Genomic DNA, 18841 nt, shown 5'->3' with positions numbered 1-18841 from the left:
AGGAGGGCAGCATGCTGACCATCAATCGTCGTGATTTTCTGGGAACGACAGCTGCAATCGGCGGCCTCGCCATGTCGGGCGCGCCCGCCTTCGCGCAGGCGCCGAAGCGCGGCGGCGCGCTGCGCATCAGCGTCGATCAGGCCGTCGCCAAGCTCAATCCGCTGGTGACGCGCGTGAACCCGGAATATCTCGTGGCCGAGCTGCTCTATTCCGGCCTCACGCGCCTCAAGGTCGACATGAGCGCCGAGCCCGATCTCGCGACCTCCTGGACGAACTCGCCCGACCTTCTCGAATGGACGTTCAATCTGCGCAAGGGTGTGACCTTCCACGATGGCAGCGCCTGCACTTCGGCTGACGTGGTCGCGAGTTTCGAAGCGATCCTCGATCCCAAGACCGCCTCGCCGGCGCGACAGAATGTCGGCCCGATCGCGAAGGTGACGGCGAAAGACGAATCGACCGTCGTCTTCACGCTGTCGGCGCCCTACGCCGACTTCCCCGTGGCACTCGCCTACACCAACGCGCGCATCGTGCCTGCGGCGGTGATCAAATCGGGTCTGGAAAAACTCGACCGCGCCGCTGTCGGCACCGGCCCGTTCAAGCTCGTCTCCTTCGAGCCCGAGCGCCTTGTCGTCGTCCAGCGCAATGACGCCTTCTACGACAGGGATCGTCCCTATCTCGATCGCGTCGAAGTGGTCGTCTATCCCGACACCTCGGCTGAGACGTCGGCGCTCATCGCCGGCGACACCGACATGATGTCGACCACGCCGCCGACCGAATATGGCCGCGTCTCGAAAGCGGCCGGCGTCAACGGATTGCGCGTGCCGTCCGGCCAGTTCTGCAACGTGAATTTCGGCTGCGACCAGAAGCCGTTCAACGATGTGCGCGTGCGACAGGCGCTGGCGCTCTGCGTTGATCGCACGGCGATGGTCGATTTCGTCACCGAAGGTTACGGCACGCCCGGCAATGACACGCCGCTCAATCCGGCCTATCGCTTCTACAGCAACATCGCGTTGAAGAAACAGGATCTCGCGCAGGCGAAGAAGCTGCTTGCTGACGCCGGCTATCCCAACGGTCTCGAAGCGACATTGATCGCGTCGGATCGTCCCGGCCTGCGCACGCAGATGGCGGTGGCGCTGCGCGAGATGGCGAAGCCCGCCGGCTTCAACATCAATGTGCAGACCATGCCGCACGCCACCTATCTCGATCAGGTGTGGAAGAAGGGCAATTTCTATGTCGGCTTCTACAACATGCAAGCGACGGCCGACGCGATCTTCGCGCTGCTCTACACCTCGAACGCGGCATGGAACGAGACCCGCTGGAACAACGCCGGTTTCGACAAGTTCGTGAACGAGGCGCGCGCCACGGTCGATGAGGGCAAGCGCCGCGAGCTCTACGCCGAAGCGCAGAAGCTGATGAACGCCGAGGTTCCCTCGATCATTCCGACCTTCTTCGATCTGCTGGCGGCGAAGCGCTCCTACGTGGAAGGCTATCAGCTCCATCCGCGCGGCGCTTCGTTCCGTCTCGATTTCGTCTCGCTTGGCGCCGGCGCGCCGAAGCGCGGCTGATCTCGGCGTATCCGAAGGCCCATGTCCGCAGGCTATCTCCTCAAGCGGCTCGCGCTCATAGTCTACACGATGTTCGTCGTGTCGCTGATCGTCTTCGCCATCACGCAGGTGCTGCCTGCCGACGCGGCGGTGACGATGCTAGGGGAGAACGCGACTCCGGAAGCGCTCGCGGCGATCCGCGAGCGCGTGGGCCTTAATGCGCCGGTCTGGCTGCAATATGCGCGCTGGCTCGGCGGCGCGCTCAAGGGCGATTTCGGCGCCTCGCTGCGCACGGGACTTCCGGTCGCGCCCACGATGATCGAGGCGCTCGGCCGTTCGCTGCTGCTGGCGGCCGGCTCGATCCTGCTGATGCTGCTGATCGCGGTTCCGCTCGGCATTGTCGCGGCGGTGCGGCGGGGACGCGGCGCCGATCTTGGCGTCAGCGTGCTCTCCTATGTCGGCGTGTCGCTGCCGGAATTCGTCACCGCGACCTTGTTCGTGCTGCTCTTCGCCGACTGGCTGCAACTTCTGCCGGCGACGGGCTATGTGCCGTTCACGGAAAACCCGACACGCGCGCTGCAGCATCTCGCGCTGCCCGTGATCACGGTCTCGATCATCCTTGTCGCCCACGTCTCGCGCATGGTGCGCTCGGAACTGGTCGACGTTCTGCACACGGATTATGTGCGCGCCGCGCGGCTGAAAGGATTGTCGAAACGGCAGGTGCTGTTCAAGCATGCGCTGCGCAACGCGCTTTTGCCTACGATCACCATCGTCGCGCTCGATGTCGGCTATCTCCTCGGCGGCGTCATCGTGGTCGAGGAGATTTTCGCGCTGCCGGGCATCGGCCGCCAGCTCATCGTCGCGATCCAGAGCCGCGACCTGCCTTCGATCCAGGCCGGCGCGCTGATCATGGCCGCGACTTACTCAATCGCCAATTTCCTCGCCGATCTCGCCTATGGCTGGCTCGACAAGAGGATCCAGTATGGCTGAGCTTTTCCGCCGCCTCCTGCGCACGCCGCAAGGCGCGCTTGGTCTCGTCATCGTCGGCCTGATCTTCGCCGTGGTCGTCATCGGACCGCTGATCGCGCCCTATAATCCCGACGCGCTGGCGCCGCTCAACCGCTACAAGCCGCCAAGCGCGCAATTCTGGCTCGGCACCGATCAATATGGCCGCGACATCTTGAGCCGCCTGCTGATCGGCGCGCGCGCCACGGTTCTTCTCGCGATTCTTGCGACGGCCCTCGGCACGCTCATTGGCGCAGCGATCGGCGCGACATCGGCTTTCTTCGGCGGCCGCGTCGATGAAGGCGTCATGCGCACGGTCGACGCCGTCATGGCGATCCCGAGCCTGCTGTTTGCGCTGCTGATCGTGAATCTGTTCGGCAAGAGCAGCCTCAACGCGCTGCTCGCCATCGGCATCGCCTTTGCGCCCGGCATGGCGCGCGTCACGCGCAGCGTCGCGCTCGCGGTGCGCAAGCAGGATTATATCAACGCCGCCATCGCGCGCGGCGAAAGCAGCCTGCGCATCGTCGGCCGCGAGATGCTGCCGAACGTGATCGCGCCGATCATCGTCGAGATGACGATCCGCATCGCTTTCGCCGTGATGCTGTTCGCGACACTGAGCTTCCTCGGGCTCGGCGCGCAGCCGCCGGCGTCGGAATGGGGACTGATGGTCGCGGAAGCCCGCCGCTTCATGCATCTCAGCCCCTGGATGATCCTGTGGCCAAGCCTCGCCGTCGCGCTCTGCGCCATCGGCTTCAACCTGCTCGGCGACGGGCTGCGCGACGCGCTCAATCCGCGGACGTGAGCGCGATGGCTGATCTCACCGCCGCGCCTGTTCTTTCCGTCTCCGGCTATTCGCTGGATTATCGAACGGCAAAGGGATTCTTCCGCGCGCTCGACTCGATTGATCTCGCCATCGCCAGCGGCGAGGCGCTCGGCCTCGTCGGCGAATCCGGATCAGGCAAGACCTCGCTCGCCTGGGCGATCATGCGCCACCTGCCGCCGAGCGCGAAAGAGAGCGGCGCCATCGCGCTCAAAAGCGAGACGCTGACGACGCTCGATGAAAAGGCGATCGACGCCATTCGCGGCCGGCGCATCGGCATGGTGTTTCAGGACCCGAGCACGTCGCTCAACCCGACGCTGACGCTTGGCGAACAGGTGACGGAAGTGATCCAGCGTCATCGCGGCGCGGCGCGCAGGGAAGCCTGGCAGGAGGCTGAAGCGATGCTCGCGCGCGTCGGGCTGAAGACGCCGGCCGAGATGATGCGGCGTTATCCCCACGAGGCGTCGGGCGGCGAGAAGCAGCGCGTCGTCATCGCCAGCGCTTTCGTCTGCAAGCCGGAATGCATCCTGTTCGACGAGCCGACGACTGCGCTCGACGTGATCACCGCGCGCCAGATTCTCGATCTCTTCGCCGAACTGCAGGAGGAGACCAAGGTCGCGTCGCTCTATATCTCCCATGACCTCGCGCTTGTCTCTCGCGTTGCGAACCGCATCGCCGTGATCCATCGCGGAAAGATCGTCGAGCAGGGCGCTACGTCGGAGGTGTTCAACCGGCCGCAACATGATTACACGCGCAAGCTGCTGGCGGCGGCGCCGCGTCCCGATCATCGCCTGACGCCAGCACGCCCGACCACGGGCGAAGCGCCTCTCATGGAGACGAAATCGCTGAGCGTTCGCTATGGCCGCGTGTCGCTCTTCGATCGCCTCGCGGGACGACGCAAGGCAGCAGCGAATTTCGGCGCGCGCGATGTCAGCTTCTCGATCGCGCCGGGCGAAATTCTCGGCGTCGTCGGCGAATCCGGCTCCGGCAAATCGACGATCGCGCGCGCGATCACCGGCCTCAATCCTTACGAAGGCGGGTTGCGCCTGTCCGGCCGTGAGATTGCAGACGCCGGCGACATGGACAAGTCCTATCGTCGCGCGGTGCAGATCATCTTCCAGCATCCCGATTCCTCGCTCAATCCGCGCCAGCGCGTCAGCGAAATCCTGTCGCGGCCACTTGATCTCTATGGCGCGCGCGACGGCCGCAGCCGCGCGGGTGTCATCGGCGAGATGCTGGAGCAGGTGCGGCTGCCCGCCGACTACGCCTCGCGCTATCCACATCAACTCTCCGGCGGCGAGAAACAGCGCGTCGCCATCGCGCGCGCCTTCGCCTCGAAACCACAGCTCGTGATCTGCGACGAGATCACCTCAGCGCTCGATGTGTCGGTGCAGGCGTCCGTGATCGAGCTCCTGATCGAGCTGCGCCGCACGCATGGCGCCGCCTATCTCTTCATCACACACGATCTCAACCTGATCCGACAGATCGCGGATAGGCTGATCGTGATGTATCGCGGCGATCTCGTGGAGACGATCGGCGTCGAAACGCTCGCCACGCAAGGCGCGCAGCATCCCTACACCCGTTCGCTCATGTCAGCCGTTCCCGCGCCGGCCGGCGCCTCCATGAATTGATTTGAAGGAGCATCCCATGGATCGCGACAAGCTGCTTGCCAGCATCGACGAGAAAGCCTGCCTCGACTTCATCTCGAAGATGGCGCGCCACAAGAGCTATTCGCAGACTGACGGCGAGCGCACTTTGGCGGAATTCATGGACGTCGAGATGAAGGCGCTCGGCCTCGAAAGCGAGTTGCAACCGGTCGAGGGAACGCGCGCCAACGCGATCGGCCGCCTGAAAGGGCAAGGCGGCGGTAAAAGCCTTCTCTTCAACGGCCATCTCGACACCAATCCCGCGACCGAGGGCTGGACGGTCGATCCCTGGGGTGGGCTCGTCGACGACAAATTCATCTATGGCATCGGCGTCTCCAACATGAAGGCGGGCGACGCCGCCTATTTCTGCGCGGTGAAGACGCTGATCAACGCCGGCGTGAAGCTGAAAGGCGATGTCGTCCTCACCTTCGTCATCGGCGAGCTGCAAGGCGGCGTCGGCACGCTCGCCGCGATCCGCCAGGGCGTGAAGGCGGATTATTTCATCAACAGCGAGCCGAGCGATCTGCAGGCGATCACCATGCACGCCTGCGCCTTCACCTTCATCATCGAGCTCACGGGAGTCACGCGCCATCTCTCCAAGCGCGAGGCGGCGGTTGATGCGATCATGGCCGCCTGCGATCTCATTCCGCGCCTCAACCAGATGAAATTCAGCGGCGCGAAGAGCGAGGAGCATGCGTCGATCAACCGCGTGCATGTCGGCGTGGTCCATGGCGCGCTCGGCAAGGAACTGCATGAGTGGCGCCCGCCGCAGGTGGCTGATTTCGTGCGCATCAAGGGCTCCGGTCGCTACGCGCCGGGCCAGACCGAGGAGCAGGCGCTTGGAGATTTGCGCAAGGCGCTCGACGAACTGGAAGCGCGCTTCCCCGGCCTCAAAGCGAAAGTGACGCCTGAACATGCGACGGGCCGCCCGATCATGCCCGCCTTCGAGGTGGCGAAGGATGCGCGCATCGTGAAGGTGGTCAACGCCGCCTATGAGAAAGTGCGCGGGGAGAAGCAGCCGACGGGCGCGCTGCCGCCGCCCGGATTCTTCGGCACTGACGCCGGCCACTTCTACAAGGAGCTCGGCATGGAAGGCGTCGTCTGCGGCCCCGGCGGCCGCTACAACACGATGCCCGACGAGCGCGTCGACATCATCGACTATCTCGACATGATCCGCATCTACATGCTGGCGATCCTCGACATCTGCGAGATCGCCTGACGATGTTTAAGCGCGCGGAGTTCGAACGGCGCGTTGCGCTGACGCGCCGCGCGATGGATGAGGCCGGCGTCGATCTTCTGATCGTCGATCATTCCGAGATGCTGGCCTGGCTCACCGGCTTCACCATCTCGGAAGCGATGTATCGCGCGGCCTTCCTGCCGCGTGAAGGCGCGCCCTGGTACGCGCTGCGCGATCTCGACGCCGACATCTGCCGCCGCGGCTGCTGGTTTGACGACATCACCGGTTTCGCCGACAGCGATGATCCGCACACCGTCATGGCGCAATTGATGGAGCAACGCGGATTCAAAGCGTCACGCGTCGGCGCGGACTTCAATTCCTATGGCTTCACAGCAGCGACGCGCGAGCGCTTCGCGGCCTTGCTTCCGCAGGCGGCTTTCGTCGATCTCCGCGGCGTAAGCGACAGCCTGCGCATGGCGAAATCACGCGCGGAGATCGAAATCCTGCAACGCGCGTCCGGAATCGCCGACATCGCCATGGAGGTGGTGCGCGCAAAGATCGGCGCGGGCGACTCCGCGCGCGACGCCGCCGCCATCGCGGCCGCGGCTTTTCTCAAGAGCGGCGCTGACAATGGCGACACCGGGCCGATCGTACGTGGCAATGGCGATCACGAATTCCTCCATGCGGCCATGAACTCCGACGCTTTGGGCGATGGCGACATTCTGCATGTCGAGCTCGTTCCGAAGGTTCGCAACTACAGCGCGCGCCTGATGCGGCCGATCCTCATCGGCTCGGATAAGAATGGTCTTGAGGAGACTTCCGCACGCATCATCGCGCTGCAGGACCGGCAGATCGCCGCGATGCGGCCGGGCGTCGTCGCGCGCGAGGTCGACGCGATCCTCCGCGAAGGCATGCTGCGCGAAGGTTTGCGCGCCCGCTTCGACAATGTCAGCGGCTATGCGCTTGGCCTCTATGGCCGCACCAGCCGGGCGAGCGATTTCTCTTTCTGCTTCAGGCCGAATTCGGAATGGCGCCTGGAGGAGAATATGGTCTTCCATATGTACGCCTCGGCGCGCGGGCTCGGCTTCAGCGAAACCGTTCTCGTGACCGGAGAAGGCGGCCTGCGATTGACGCAGACGCCGCGCCAGCTCCTGCGCGCGCAAACAGGCTGAAAACGTCAGACCGACGCGCCCGCCTCGACGCGGACCATCGCCTTGCCGAAATGTTTCCCCGCCAGCATGTCGACGAACGCGCGCGGCGCATTTTCGATGCCGTCAGTGATATGCTCGGAATGGCGCAGCCGTCCTTCGTCGCGCCACATCAAAGCCTGCTCGACGAATTCCGGAATGCGATCGAAGAAGCGCGAGGCGCGGAAACCCTCGACGCGCAGCGATTTGTGCACGGCCGGCCAGAGGTTCGGCCCGTCAACGGCGGCGCTGTCGTTATATTCCGACACCATGCCGCAGAGCGCTATACGCCCAAGCAGATTCATGCGCGCGAACACGGCGCGAAACACCGCGCCGCCGACATTCTCGAAATCGACATCGATTCCATTTGGACAGGCTTGATCGAGACGCGCGGCGAAATCAGGCGCGCGATAATCAACGCAGGCGTCGAAACCAAGCTCTTCGACGACATGACGGCATTTGTCGGCGCCGCCGGCGATGCCCACGGCGCGCGCGCCGCGGATGCGCGCGATCTGGCCGACGATCGCGCCGGTCGCGCCTGCGGCCGCCGACACGACGACGGTTTCTCCGGGTTTTGGTCGACCGATCTCCTCAAGTCCGATCCAGGCGGTGAAGGAGGAGAGGCCCAACAGGCTCATCCATTGCGGCAAGGGCGCACGCTCGGGGAAAATGCGACGCAATGCGCTCGCATCGATCGCGGCGAAGGAACGCCAGCCGAGAAACCCGAAGACATGATCGCCTTCCGCGAGAAGCGGACTGCGGCTGGCGATGACGACGCCGAGCGCAGGCGATGGAATCGTTTCGCCGATCGCGACCGCGCCGGCGTAATCCGACACGGCGTTCATGCGCGGGCGCAGCGCAGGATCGAGCGAGAGATAGAGCACCTTCACCAAAACCTGCTCTTGGGCAGGCTCAGGCGTCGGCGCTTCACCAACCTCGAAATCGTCGGTTTGCGGCGCGCCGCTCGGGCGACGGCGTAAACGCACTTCGCGGTTGACGGTCACGACAGTCTCACGCCGCGGGCGCGAGCGCGCCGGAATCTCTCAAGCGCCTGATCGCTTCATCGCGAAGATCGGCGCGCCGCACCTTCAGCGAGACGGTGCGCGGCAGCGCCTCAAAAGCGAGCGCATGCTCGGGCCAGAGATAGCGCGCGACATTCTGCGCTTCGAGATAGGCGGCGAGCGCTGCAACATCCGGCGTCGAGCCGCCGCGCGTCACGATGCAGGCGCAAGTGCGTTCGCCAAGCCGTTCGTCGGGAACGGCGACAACAGACACTTCCGCAATCTCGGGATGACCAATCAGCGCGTTCTCGACATCGCCGGGCAGAATCGTCACGCCGCCGCGGCGAATGATGTCCTTCTCGCGTCCGATGAATGTGAGGAAGCCTTGGCGATCGACCACGGCTCTGTCGCCGGTGCGGAACCAGCCGTCCGCTGTGAGCACATTGGCGGTGAGATCCGGGCGGCCGAGATAGGAGAGGAAGCGATTCGGGCCGCGCACGAGAAGATCGCCAGGTTCGTCGGCGCGCGCGGGTTCGCCTGACGGAGAAAGAATGAGCTCTTCGGCGCCGTCAAGGACCTTGCCGTCAGTCGTCCAGCGCGCCTCATCGGGATCATCAGGCGACGGCGTCGCGTGCCCGATCGATTCCGACATGCCGAACATCGCCAGCGGGCGAACACAGAATGTCTTCTCCGCCTCGATGCGCGCATCGCGATTGATGCCGGCCATCACGGCGCGCGTCAGCGAGCGCGTATCGGTTGCAGCGAGCGAAGGCGATTTCAGAAGATCGTGACAATGGGTCGGCATGAACAGGGAATAGGTGGCGCGCCGGCGCGCAATCAGCGCCAGCGCTTCCTCCGGGTCCCATTTGCGCATGAGCACGATGCTCGCGCCTGTGAGCAATGCGAGCAGAACATTGAGAACGAGACCGCCGACGAAACCAAATTCGAGTGCGGCCAGCACAACATCCTGGGCGCCGACGCCATGGCGACGCGCGACGGCGAGCGAGGCATAGCGCAAGGTATTGGCGGAATGGACGACGCCCTTGGGTTCGCCGAGCGATCCCGAGGAAAACAGGGCGAAAGCGGGCTCAGCCGCGGCGAAGGGAGTCGGCGCCGCCTGCGACGCGCGCTGCGCTTCAGACCATGGGCGCATCAACGGCGCGTCACATGCTGCGTCGGGCGCGAAAACGACGGATGTCTCTTTCGCTTCAGCGCAAATCTCGGCGACGCGCGCGAGACCATCGCCGTCGAACAGGACGAAACCGCGCGCCGCCGAGGCTCGCGCCGCCGCCGCAACCTGTCGCGCCGAGAAGATCGGCGGCAGCGGCACAGCGAGATAGCCGCCGGCGAAGCAGCCGAGCATCGCCGCGAAGGCGTCGATGCGGTTGCGCGATTGAATGACGATCGCGTCGCCGCGCCTCAAGCATGCCGCGGTGAAAGCGCCTGCGGCGGATCTTGCGCGCGCGAGCAGTTCACTGACTGGAATCTCTTCAGCTTCGTCGGCGATGAAGGAGGCGCGGCCGGGTCCGGCGGCGGCGCGTTCGAGGCTCGTCCAGAGAGGTTCGTTGGTCCACCAGCCCTGCGCGAGCCAGTCGGGCGTTGCGCCTCGCGAAGTCGTCTCGCTTATCAGCACGATTGATCTCCGGCGCGTAGGCCGAGCGCGCCAGCGAGCGCAAGGCCGCCGCAATAGCCGCTGCGATACACATTCCCTGCATCGGCGCCGGCGACAAAGAGCCCCGGAATGGGCGAGCCCCATGCATCGAGAGCGCGCGTTTGCGCGTCGATGGCGACGCCGCCATAGGCGAAAGTGATCGCCGGCTCCACAAGAAGCGCGCGAAACGGCGTTTCATCGAGCGGCCGCGCGTGGCGTTCGCGTGTGGGGGAGGCGGTTTCCGGCGCATCGCGCATGCGCGCATTATAATCCTTCAGTGCATTCACGCACGCGCTCCCATCGAAACCAAGAGACGTCGCGAAGCCCGCGAGCGCATCGATGTCGGGAAGGATGGCGCCTTTGGCGCCAGATTCGACCGCGACGGCGAATTTGTCGAGCAGCGCGGCGCCGGCGACGGGAGGCGTCAGCGCGACTTCGCGCTGAATGCGCTCGTCCCAGATCAGCAACGCCCGCGCGCCAGACTGGCGCAATGTCATCTGCGTGCTTTCGTGATCGGCGCGGCTTTCATCGACGAAACGCAACCCGGCGCGATTGAGCAGCACGGCGTGATCGCTGTGATATTGAGTGAAGGTGACGAAGTCAGCCGGCTTCTTCAACCGCGCCGGCGATGCAAGGAGATGGCCGTAAAAGCCCGGATTGGGACCGGCATAAACGGCGCCGGCGCCGATCGCGAGCCGCAATCCGTCGCCGACGCTGTCGGGATTCGAGCGCAGCGCGATGTCGCGCGCATGCGGACCGATATGCTCGGCGCGAAAATCCGGAGAGCCCTGCCAGCCGCCGGTCGCAAGCAGCACGCGCTTCGCGTCGATCTCGACCGCGCCGTCAGTGTGATCGGCGACAGCGCCGACGACGCGCCCGTCCTTTGCACGCAATTCGCGCACGCGCGTTTCGCGCACGACATGGCCGCCCGCCTTCTCGACTTCCGAGGCGCACTGCCGGATATGTCCGAGAATATCGATGCGATATCCCCGTCCGAACAGCACCGGCTGATGCGGCTCCATATGCACGCCGCGCCGGCGCAGCCACTCGGTGAGCACGGGGAAGGTCTCGACCACGGCGGCGCGCAGCGTGGGATCGCCATCGTCCCACAGAGCAGACTGACGCACGGAGGGCGTCGTCCAGAGATAGCCGCCTGACAGCGCCGCCGAGCCGCCGATCTCGGCCGCCTTCTCGATGACGATGACGCGCTCGCCCCTCTCCGCGGCGCGGCCCGCCGCCGTCAGCCCGGCCATCCCCGAACCGAGCACCAGCAGATCGCATTCGAGCTGTCCGGCCGCTTCACTCATGCGTCCTCTCCCGGCCGTCGCATCTTCACGGCGTCCTTTGGCGCGCGCGGATCGCGCTTATCTAACGACCGACTAGGCGGTCTGCCATTTAGAGTAAGACCGTCCAACTTGCCGCGTCAAGCCGATTGGAACCGCGATTTCCGCGCGCTTCGGACCAGCTTCCCTTGACATCGCGAGCGGCCCAAATCACCATGGAAACAATAAACCGTCCGGTTGGTCTATGATTTCCAGGCGAGACGAACTGAGGGGGAGGCGAGGGATGACACAGCTTTCGTCAGCATGTTTTGCGGCCTGCGCGGCGCTCGCGCTCATGGCCGCTCCGGCGTCGGCTCAGGACGCGCCGGGGGTCACCAAGGACAGCGTCACGATCGGCTCCTGGATCGCGCTCAGCGGTCCGATCGCGATCTATGGGGCGCCGATCAAGGCGGGCGCCCAGGCCTATCTCGATCTGGTCAACGCCAGCGGAGGGGTGAAGGGCCGCAAGATCAACTGGATCGTCGAGGACAGCGCCTACAATCCGCAACAGGCCGTCTCGATCGCGCGCAAGCTCGTCACCCGCGACAATGTTCTCGCGATCGCCCACGCCCATGGCACCGCCCAGATCGCCGCGACGTTTCCATTCGTCGTGGATCAGGCGAAGGTGCCGGTGCTCGTTCCCTATGGCGGCGCCAAGGAATGGTACAATCCGCCGAAATCAGGCGTGCTCGGGCTGCACGTCCTCTATGAGGAGCAGGCGGAGGCGCTTGGCCGCTGGGCTGCGAAGGACGGCCATCGCAAGGTGCTCGTCATCCACGGTGCCGCGTCGGCCTTCGAGAATGTCGCGAACAATGTGAAGCCCGGCTTGCAGGCCGTAGCGAAGGACGCCGATGTCGAGCTGATGGCCGTCAAAATCGGCACCACCGACTATGGCCCGATCGCGGTCGAGGTTGCGCGCAAAAAGCCGGACGCGATCGTTGCGATCCAGATTCTGCAGGAGGTGGTGCAACTTTCGAAAGGCCTGAAGCAGCAGGGGCAGAACATCCCGATCTATTCCTATGCGCCGACCGTCGCGCAATCGACGATCGAGCTCGGCGGCGAATTCGCGGAAGGGCTGAAATCACTTTCATTCACCGCCTCGCCTTTCGCCGACACGCCGGCGATGAAAGAATATCGCGACGCGCTCGCGAAATATGCGCCGTCGGAAAAGCCCGACTTCACCTCGCTCGTCTCCTATGGCGCGATGAAGATCTTCGTTGAAGCGCTGCGTCGAGCAGATGAACCGCTGACGCGCGACTCGCTCGTGAAGGCGTTCTACAAGCTGAAGGACTATGACTCCGGCATCTATCCGCCGGTGACCTTCGCGCCCGACAAGCCGCTTGGCGGCCACATCCTGCAGCCGATGCAGGTGAAGGACGGCAAATGGGTGAATGTCGGCGAACCGGTCGACACCTGGAAATTCTGAGCGCTCAGCCGGATCGCGCGAGCGGTTCGGCGGCGCCAGAGCAACGTGCGGAAAAGTGGGAACCGGTTTTCCGCAAAACGTTGCGACAAACAAATGATAGAGCGGCGCGCCGATTCAATTTGAACGCGCGCCGCTCCAGAGCAACGCATCAAAGCCTTCTCTCGCAGCGGGATTGAAGAACCTTGGGCGAACTCCTGTCGCTGATCACATCGGGAATCGCCAGCGGTTCCGCCTTTGCGCTGCTGGCGCTTGGGGTCGTGATCATCTTTCGCTCCACCGACACGGTGAATTTCGCGATCGGCGACACAGGCTCGCTCGCCGCCTATTGCGCGCTGACGGCGATCGCAGCGGGGCTGCCGCTGCTTGTCGCCTTTCCCTTGGCGATTGTCTTCGCCGGGCTGTGCGGCGTTGCGACCGAGCGGCTGCTGATCCGCCCACTCGGCCATGGCAAGCAGGTGCTGTTCGTGGCGTTGGTGATCACCATCGGCTTCGGGCTGGTGTTGCAGGCAGCGATGGGCGCGATCTGGGGCCATTCGCCAAAGCCGTTTCCGCCTTTGATCGCCGGCTGGGTGAGTATCGCCGGCGTGCCGGTGTCGCTCAACAAGATCGCCGCAACGCTGATCGCATTGCTCGCCATGGCGATCGTCGCCTGGTTCTTCGGCTATCGACCCCTTGGCGTCGCCATGCGCGCCTCGGCGGAGGATCCATTCGCGGCGAAACTTGTGGGGCTTGATACGCGCCTCATCGCGGCGCTCGCCTGGTTCCTCGGCTGCGGCCTCGCCGCCATCGCGATGCTGTTTCTCGCGGCGGAGTCGGCGCTGCAGCCGCATCTCGCGCACAGCCCGCTGTTTCGCGCCTTCGCCGGCGTCTTTCTCGGCGGCATGACGAGCATGCCCGGCGCCGTCGTCGGCGGTTTTGCGATTGGCGTGCTCGATAATATCGCCGGCCGTTACGTCTCCGCCAATTTCCGCGACACGATCGTCTTCGCCGTGATCGTCACAGTTTTGTTCGCGAAGCCTGCGGGATTTCTCGGCGTGATGCGCAAGGAGCGGGTATGATCGCGTCGGGCTTCGCGCGCAGGCTCGTGCGCGCCGCGGCGATAACAAGCGCTGCGGCGATCATCCTTCTCGTCACCGGCCCGCTGCGTCTCACCGGCGACTATGTCGCCTTTCTCGTCGCCGCCATCGCCTATTTCTCGATCGTGACCCTCTCGGTCTCAATGCTCGCGGGCTTCTGCGGCATCTGGCCGATCGGGCACACCGCCTTCACCGCGATCGGCGCCTATCTCGCCGTCAATCTCGGCGGCGCCGGCTGGCCGATCGAGGCGGTGATTCCCGCCGCCATGATCGCCGCGGCGATCGTCGGCTATGTGCTCGGCTTAAGCGCGGGGCGTTTCTCCGTGCTCTATTTCGGCCTGCTCACGCTCGCGATCAGTCTCGCCGCCTTCGAGATCATCGGCCGCTGGGAGCGCTTCACCGGCGGCGAGAACGGCATTCCCGTGCCGCCGGTGAAATCGCTACTTGCCGGCCGACCGATCGGCATTCAGGACGCGACTGTCGTCTGTGTGCTGCTCGCCGCTCTCGTTTTTCTTCTGATCGACTGGATATGCCAGGGCCCGGTCGGCCGGCGCTGGCTCGCGGTGAAAAGCCAGCGCATCGCGGCCATGGCGGTCGGCTTTGTCCCCTCGCGCGAAAATGCGCTCGCCTTCTCATTTAGCGCGGCGATGGCGTCCCTGTCGGGCGTGGGGCTCGCTATCGCGATCGGCTATCTCGATCCCGAAGGCTTCTCGCTCAATGTCGGCGTGACGATGCTCGTTTCGACGGTGGTCGGCGGCGCCGGCAGTCTCGTCGGCGCGCTCATCGGCTCCGCCTTCATCATCGGCGTTCCCGAAATCGCCCGCGGCGCCAGCGATGTCGCGCCCTTCGTGTTCGGCGCGACGACGGTGCTGACGCTTCTCTTCCTGCGCAAGGGCGTTGCGCCAAGCCTGATCGACGCCTTCATGCGTAAGCGCGGCGCGCGGCGCATTGCGATGCGCCCAACGGATAATCGCGACGGCCTCGCGGCCCTGGTCGCGGACGTGCTGCCGGCGTCAGGCCGCGCGCTTGTCGTCGAGGGAGTTGAAGTCTCGTTTGGCGGCGTGAAGGCGCTGCAAGGCGTATCGCTGTCCGTTCCCGCCGGCCGCGCCGTCGGATTGATGGGGCCGAACGGTTCGGGCAAGACGACGATGCTGAATGTACTGAGCGGCTTCGTGATTCCGAAATCGGCGAAGGCCGTGAAGCTCGGCGACGCCGACTTGCTCTCGCTGTCTCCTTCGGGCCGCATCGGCGCCGGTTTCGGTCGCACTTTCCAGCATGCCGAGCTTTTCGGCGAGCTCACCATTCGCGACATGCTCGCCATCGTCGCGCGCCAAGGCGAGGCCGCGCGGCGCGCAGCGGGCAAGGCGCTCACGGAGCCCGCTGTTGTCGCCGAGCGATTGATCGCGGGACTTGGCCTCGATGACGTCGCGGAGAGTTTCCCCGGCGAATTGCCGTTCGGCATCCAGAAGGTCGCTGACATCGCGCGCGCGCTCGCAGGCGGCGCCGGCGCGATCGCGCTCGATGAGCCTTTCTCCGGACTTGATTCCGAGGAGGCGGCCAAATTGCGCGCGATCCTGCGCGAATTGCGCGCGGCAGGCGTCACCATCCTCATCATCGATCACGCTGTCGACGAGATTTTCGATCTGGCGGAAGACATCTATGTGCTCGATTTCGGCTGCGTCATTGCGCATGGGACGCCAGCCGAGATCCGCAATGATCCGAAAGTGCGCGAGGCCTATTTCGGCGCGCCTGAGACGGCGGAGGACGCGGTCCATGCGTGACGCGCCGATGCTCGCCGCGCGCAACATCGTCCATCGCTATGGCGGCGTGCTCGCGCTCAACGATGTCTCGCTCGAAGTGAGCCGCGGCGAATTCGTGTCGGTGCTCGGCGCCAATGGCGCGGGAAAGACGACGCTCGGCCTCATCATGTCGGGCGCGATGGCGCCGACGAGCGGCGAAGTGGCGTGCGACGGATCGCCAGCCGGCCGTCGCGACAAGCCATTGCGCGGCGTCAGCATCGTGCCGGAAGGGCGGCGCCTGTTCGGCCAGCTTACCGTGCGCGAAAATCTTCTGCTCGGCGGCTATGGCGCCGGCGCCAGCGACGCCGAGATGCGCGAGCGCATGAGCGAGATTCTTGCGAGCCTGCCGAAGGCGCTACGTGACGATCCCGGCCGCTTCGCTGCGACTCTTTCCGGCGGCGAACAGCAAATGCTCGCGATCGGGCGCGCTCTGATGGCGCGGCCGCGGGCCTTGATCATCGATGAGCCGTCGATGGGGCTCGCGCCGATCCTGATCGAGCAGGTTTACGCCACGCTCACCCGATTGCGGCGCGAAGGCCTGACGATCGTGTTGTTCGAGCAGATGGCGACCCAGGCCGTGCGCCATTCCGACCGGCTTGTCGTGCTCGAACGCGGCCGCGTGGTCTATTCGGGATCGCCGCGCAGCGACGCCGCCGGCGCCGCTCTGCTTGCCGGCTATATCGGCAAGTCGGCGGCGTAAAAGCGGTCATGCTTCAGGATTTCGAAGGCCGCGTCGCCGTCGTCACCGGAGCGGGCAGCGGCATTGGCCTTGCGCTGGCGCGACGCTTCGCCCGCGAGGGTATGAAACTCGTCCTCGCCGACATCGATCAGGCGGCGCTCGACGCGGCTTTGGCGGAGCTCCGCGCATCGGGATGCGAAGCAACCGGAATGCGCGTCGACGTGTCGAACGCAGACGCGGTCGAAGAGCTCGCCAACCTGACTTACGCGACGTTCGGCGCCGCGCATCTTCTCTGCAACAATGCCGGCGTCGTGCCTTCGGGGCGCTTCAGGCCGGTCTGGGATTATGCGCTCGAAGACTGGCGGTGGTCGCTCGGCGTCAATCTCATGGGCGTCGTGCATGGCGTTCGCAGCTTCACGTCGCGGATGCTCGCGGGAGGCGAGCCCGGCCATATCGTCAACACGGCCTCGATCGCGGGGTTGAGCAGCGGCGCCTATTCCGCGCCCTATGGCGCAGCCAAGCACGCCGTCGTGCGCATGACGGAAGCGCTTTACGCCTCGCTCAGCGAACGGAAAGCGCCAATCGGCGCGAGCGTGCTCTGCCCCGGCGTCGTGCGCACCAACATCTATCACTCCGAACGCAATCGGCCGAAAGAGCTTGTGCCGGCCGACGGCGTTGTGAAGGAATCGCCGGAGATCGACGCCATCGCAGCGAAGATTCATCCGAGCGGCATGCCGCCCGAAGATGTCGCCGAGCTGGTCGTCAACGCCGTGCGCAGCGGACAATTCTATATCCTGACGACGGACTCCCATGACGCGGCGATCCGTCATCGCATGGAGTCGATCCTCTCTCGCGCAAATCCTGTTTTCGACGATGTGCTGGCGTTGTCTCAACAGGAGAACCGCGAGCGAAGCTGAGCGCCGCAGGTTGCCAAGCTCTGTCCGCCTGAGCAGGATACTGTTGGGAGAACAGCGCTCGCTCGGATCGAGGGCGAGCGCTACAAACGCGCAAGAGAAATCAACATGCTCATGATGAAGTTTATCAGGCTCGCAGCCATTGGCGTCGCCAGCGCGTGCATGATTTCGGCCGCTGCGGGCGCGGAGATCAAACGCGAGGAGGGCGTGCTTCCCTCCCGCTTTCCCTACATGATCACTATGCCCGACAACTGGAACGGCGTTCTGATCAATGATCTCGACGCGGTCGCCAACAAGGATGGGAAATTCGCCGCCTATCTCCTCGAACATGGCTACGCCTATACCGGCACGGGACGTCATCCCGAGCGCATGACGCGCCATGATCCGCTGACCGAGCTCGAAGCTCAGGCGGCGGTGCTGAAGATCGCAAAGGAGAAATACGGTAAGCCGAAATACACGATCCAGTATGGCTGCTCGGGCGGCGGCTTCGTTACGCTCGCCATGGCCGAGAAGCATGCCGATCTGATCGACGGCGCGATCGCGTTCAATGCGCGCGGCACCGGCGGCATGGCGGTCGCGAATGCGTGGCTCGATCTTCCCTTCGCGTTGAAAGCCCTTCTGGCGCCGGGCTCCAGTCTTCTCGTGGCTCCTGTTCCCAACGAGGCGCTGCCGGCCGCCTATGACGCGTGGAAGCCGGTGATGGAAAAGGCGCAGCAGACGCCGGAGGGACGCGCGCGCATCGCGCTTGCAGTTGCGGTGTCGCAATGGCCGACATGGGGGGCCATCGCCAATCCGCCCAAGGAAAAGCCGAAGGGCGATCTCGCGTCATTGCAGGCGGCGATGTTCAGGTCCGCCAGCGACGGCCTGAACAACGCGACCAATCGCCGACAACTCTACGATAATCCCGCCGGCCTCGCCTCGTGGAACACGGGAATCGATTACGCCAAATTCTACGAGCTCGGCGCCGATCCCGAGCAGAAAGCGATCGTCGCAAAACTCTATCAGGAAGCCGGGCTTGGCGAGGCGGTGATCTCAGCCGACCTCGGAAAGATCAACGCCGAACCGCGTATCGCGGGAACGCCGGGAGGCGTGCGTTACTGGCTGGAGCCCGGCCGGCTGCTCGACGGAAAGATCGGCGTGCCGCTGCTTCACGCCCATGGCCTCGGTGACGCTCTGCTGCCGCCGCATCTGCTGACGGGCTACGCCGTAGCCGTGGAGAAGCAGGGCAAGAACGAACTCTACCGGACGGCGTTTGTCGACGCCGCCGGCCATTGCGAAACGGAAGTCTCGGAAGCCATGGCGGCGATCGAGGCGATGGTCGCCCGGCTCAGCACGGGGAAGTGGGGCGACACCAGCCCCGCCGCGCTCAACGCCGCAGCCCGCGCGCTGAAACTCGCCGAGCCGAGATTCGTCAGCCACACATTCAGGACGCCGTTCAACCGGGCGTTTTATATGGACAGCAACCGTCCGTTCTGAAGCTCGCGCCGCGCCGTCGCATCAAGCGACTTACATGAGCGCAAATAAACAGGCCGCCGCACCGGATGATGCGACGGCCGATTGCACGCAGCGGCGCCGGGGGGAGCCGCCTTGCGCG

Annotated in this window: 15 protein-coding genes; 12 read left to right on the top strand and 3 right to left on the bottom strand. The window is 65.0% G+C overall.

Annotation, left to right across the window (positions count from 1 at the left end):
• Positions 1–11: 11 nt before the first annotated feature.
• From L8F45_RS27850 to L8F45_RS27825, 6 genes are read left to right on the top strand one after another with little or no spacing between them, the layout of a single operon-like run.
• A complete protein-coding gene (locus L8F45_RS27850) occupies positions 12–1565 on the top strand; it encodes an ABC transporter substrate-binding protein (RefSeq protein WP_342363655.1) in 1554 nt (517 codons plus the stop codon).
• Positions 1566–1586: 21 nt separating this feature from the next.
• Positions 1587–2534, top strand: a complete 948-nt coding sequence (locus L8F45_RS27845) for an ABC transporter permease (RefSeq protein ID WP_342363654.1) — start codon at positions 1587–1589, stop codon at positions 2532–2534.
• Complete coding sequence (locus L8F45_RS27840) at positions 2527–3351, top strand: ABC transporter permease (protein ID WP_342363653.1); 825 nt, start codon at positions 2527–2529, stop codon at positions 3349–3351. The genes L8F45_RS27845 and L8F45_RS27840 overlap by 8 nt, the downstream gene beginning before the upstream one ends.
• Before the next feature lie 5 nt (positions 3352–3356).
• Positions 3357–5000: a dipeptide ABC transporter ATP-binding protein gene (locus L8F45_RS27835; protein ID WP_342363652.1), complete on the top strand. Its 1644-nt coding sequence runs from the start codon at positions 3357–3359 to the stop codon at positions 4998–5000.
• Between the two features lie 16 nt (positions 5001–5016).
• Positions 5017–6234 (top strand): M20 family metallopeptidase, encoded by a 1218-nt coding sequence (locus L8F45_RS27830; protein ID WP_342363651.1) that lies wholly within the window; start codon positions 5017–5019, stop codon positions 6232–6234.
• A 2-nt stretch (positions 6235–6236) separates the two neighbouring features.
• On the top strand, positions 6237–7364 hold the full coding sequence (locus tag L8F45_RS27825; RefSeq protein WP_342363650.1) for a M24 family metallopeptidase: 1128 nt from the start codon (positions 6237–6239) through the stop codon (positions 7362–7364).
• Positions 7365–7369: 5 nt separating this feature from the next.
• On the opposite strand, the gene L8F45_RS27820 is transcribed toward L8F45_RS27825, so the two are convergent.
• From L8F45_RS27820 to L8F45_RS27810, 3 genes are read right to left on the bottom strand one after another with little or no spacing between them, the layout of a single operon-like run.
• Complete coding sequence (locus L8F45_RS27820) at positions 7370–8383, bottom strand: NADP-dependent oxidoreductase (RefSeq protein WP_342363649.1); 1014 nt, start codon at positions 8381–8383, stop codon at positions 7370–7372.
• Between the two features lie 7 nt (positions 8384–8390).
• Positions 8391–10013, bottom strand: a complete 1623-nt coding sequence (locus L8F45_RS27815) for a class I adenylate-forming enzyme family protein (protein ID WP_342363648.1) — start codon at positions 10011–10013, stop codon at positions 8391–8393.
• Positions 10007–11338, bottom strand: coding sequence for an FAD-dependent oxidoreductase (locus L8F45_RS27810; RefSeq protein WP_342363647.1), 1332 nt, complete (start codon positions 11336–11338; stop codon positions 10007–10009). The genes L8F45_RS27815 and L8F45_RS27810 overlap by 7 nt, the downstream gene beginning before the upstream one ends.
• Positions 11339–11597: 259 nt before the next feature.
• On the opposite strand from L8F45_RS27810, the gene L8F45_RS27805 reads away from it, so the two are divergent.
• The 6 genes from L8F45_RS27805 to L8F45_RS27780 all read left to right on the top strand — a co-directional run bounded on the left by L8F45_RS27805 (position 11598) and on the right by L8F45_RS27780 (position 18723).
• Entirely contained in the window at positions 11598–12779 is a 1182-nt protein-coding gene (locus L8F45_RS27805) for an ABC transporter substrate-binding protein (RefSeq protein ID WP_342363646.1), read from the top strand.
• 182 nt (positions 12780–12961) lie between these two features.
• Positions 12962–13837 carry a branched-chain amino acid ABC transporter permease gene (locus tag L8F45_RS27800; protein WP_342363645.1) on the top strand — a complete coding sequence of 292 codons (876 nt, stop codon included), beginning with the start codon at positions 12962–12964 and terminating at the stop codon, positions 13835–13837.
• Positions 13834–15636: a branched-chain amino acid ABC transporter ATP-binding protein/permease gene (locus L8F45_RS27795; RefSeq protein WP_342363644.1), complete on the top strand. Its 1803-nt coding sequence runs from the start codon at positions 13834–13836 to the stop codon at positions 15634–15636. Before L8F45_RS27800 ends, L8F45_RS27795 begins: the two co-directional genes overlap by 4 nt.
• Positions 15629–16354: an ABC transporter ATP-binding protein gene (locus L8F45_RS27790; protein ID WP_342363643.1), complete on the top strand. Its 726-nt coding sequence runs from the start codon at positions 15629–15631 to the stop codon at positions 16352–16354. Before L8F45_RS27795 ends, L8F45_RS27790 begins: the two co-directional genes overlap by 8 nt.
• Before the next feature lie 8 nt (positions 16355–16362).
• Positions 16363–17250: an SDR family NAD(P)-dependent oxidoreductase gene (locus L8F45_RS27785; protein ID WP_342363642.1), complete on the top strand. Its 888-nt coding sequence runs from the start codon at positions 16363–16365 to the stop codon at positions 17248–17250.
• A gap of 105 nt (positions 17251–17355) precedes the next feature.
• On the top strand, positions 17356–18723 hold the full coding sequence (locus L8F45_RS27780; protein WP_342363641.1) for an alpha/beta hydrolase family protein: 1368 nt from the start codon (positions 17356–17358) through the stop codon (positions 18721–18723).
• The last annotated feature ends 118 nt before the right edge of the window (positions 18724–18841 follow it).

Origin of the sequence: Terrirubrum flagellatum (assembly GCF_022059845.1) — a bacterium.
GTDB classification, from domain to species: Bacteria; Pseudomonadota; Alphaproteobacteria; order Rhizobiales; family Beijerinckiaceae; genus Terrirubrum; species Terrirubrum flagellatum.
Note: the sequence above shows the minus strand (reverse complement) of the source record. Positions and strands in the feature narration are given on the sequence as shown.